The organism is Petralouisia muris (genome assembly GCF_004793545.1).
Classification (GTDB): Bacteria; Bacillota; Clostridia; order Lachnospirales; family Lachnospiraceae; genus Petralouisia; species Petralouisia muris.
On record NZ_SRYA01000271.1, the window covers coordinates 1 to 357 of the forward strand.

Consider the following 357-nt stretch of genomic DNA (forward strand, 5'->3'; position numbering starts at 1 on the left):
GCGCTTTAAGAACAGCAGGGATTTATAAAGCTGTACCTCCGTCCGGTAAGGGCGGTAATCCTCATGCTCCAGCCATCCGCTAAAGGCTGCCGGCCCGCTCTGGACCACATCACGTTCCGGGTGGTAATACTCGTAGCAGTCCAGGTTTGCCGTATTCAGAAGATAGAGCATTTCCCGGACCTCATTCTCCGACATGTCATAGAACCGCAGAAGGGAGCGGTACAGATGGACGTAGCCGGGTATCGAAACAATGGCATTCACCATAGAAAAATCCTCCTATATAGCAGGTGCGGGAGCAGACAGCCCCCGCACCGGTTTCCAATATTCTTGTTAATTGTTTACAGCCGCCAGCTTTCC

At 52.4% G+C, this 357-nt stretch carries 1 pseudogene; it reads right to left on the reverse strand.

Going from position 1 to position 357, the window contains the following annotated elements:
* Window positions 1–264: pseudogene (locus E5329_RS29470) on the reverse strand (hypothetical protein); the annotation flags it as partial.
* Window positions 265–357: the final 93 nt, after the last annotated feature.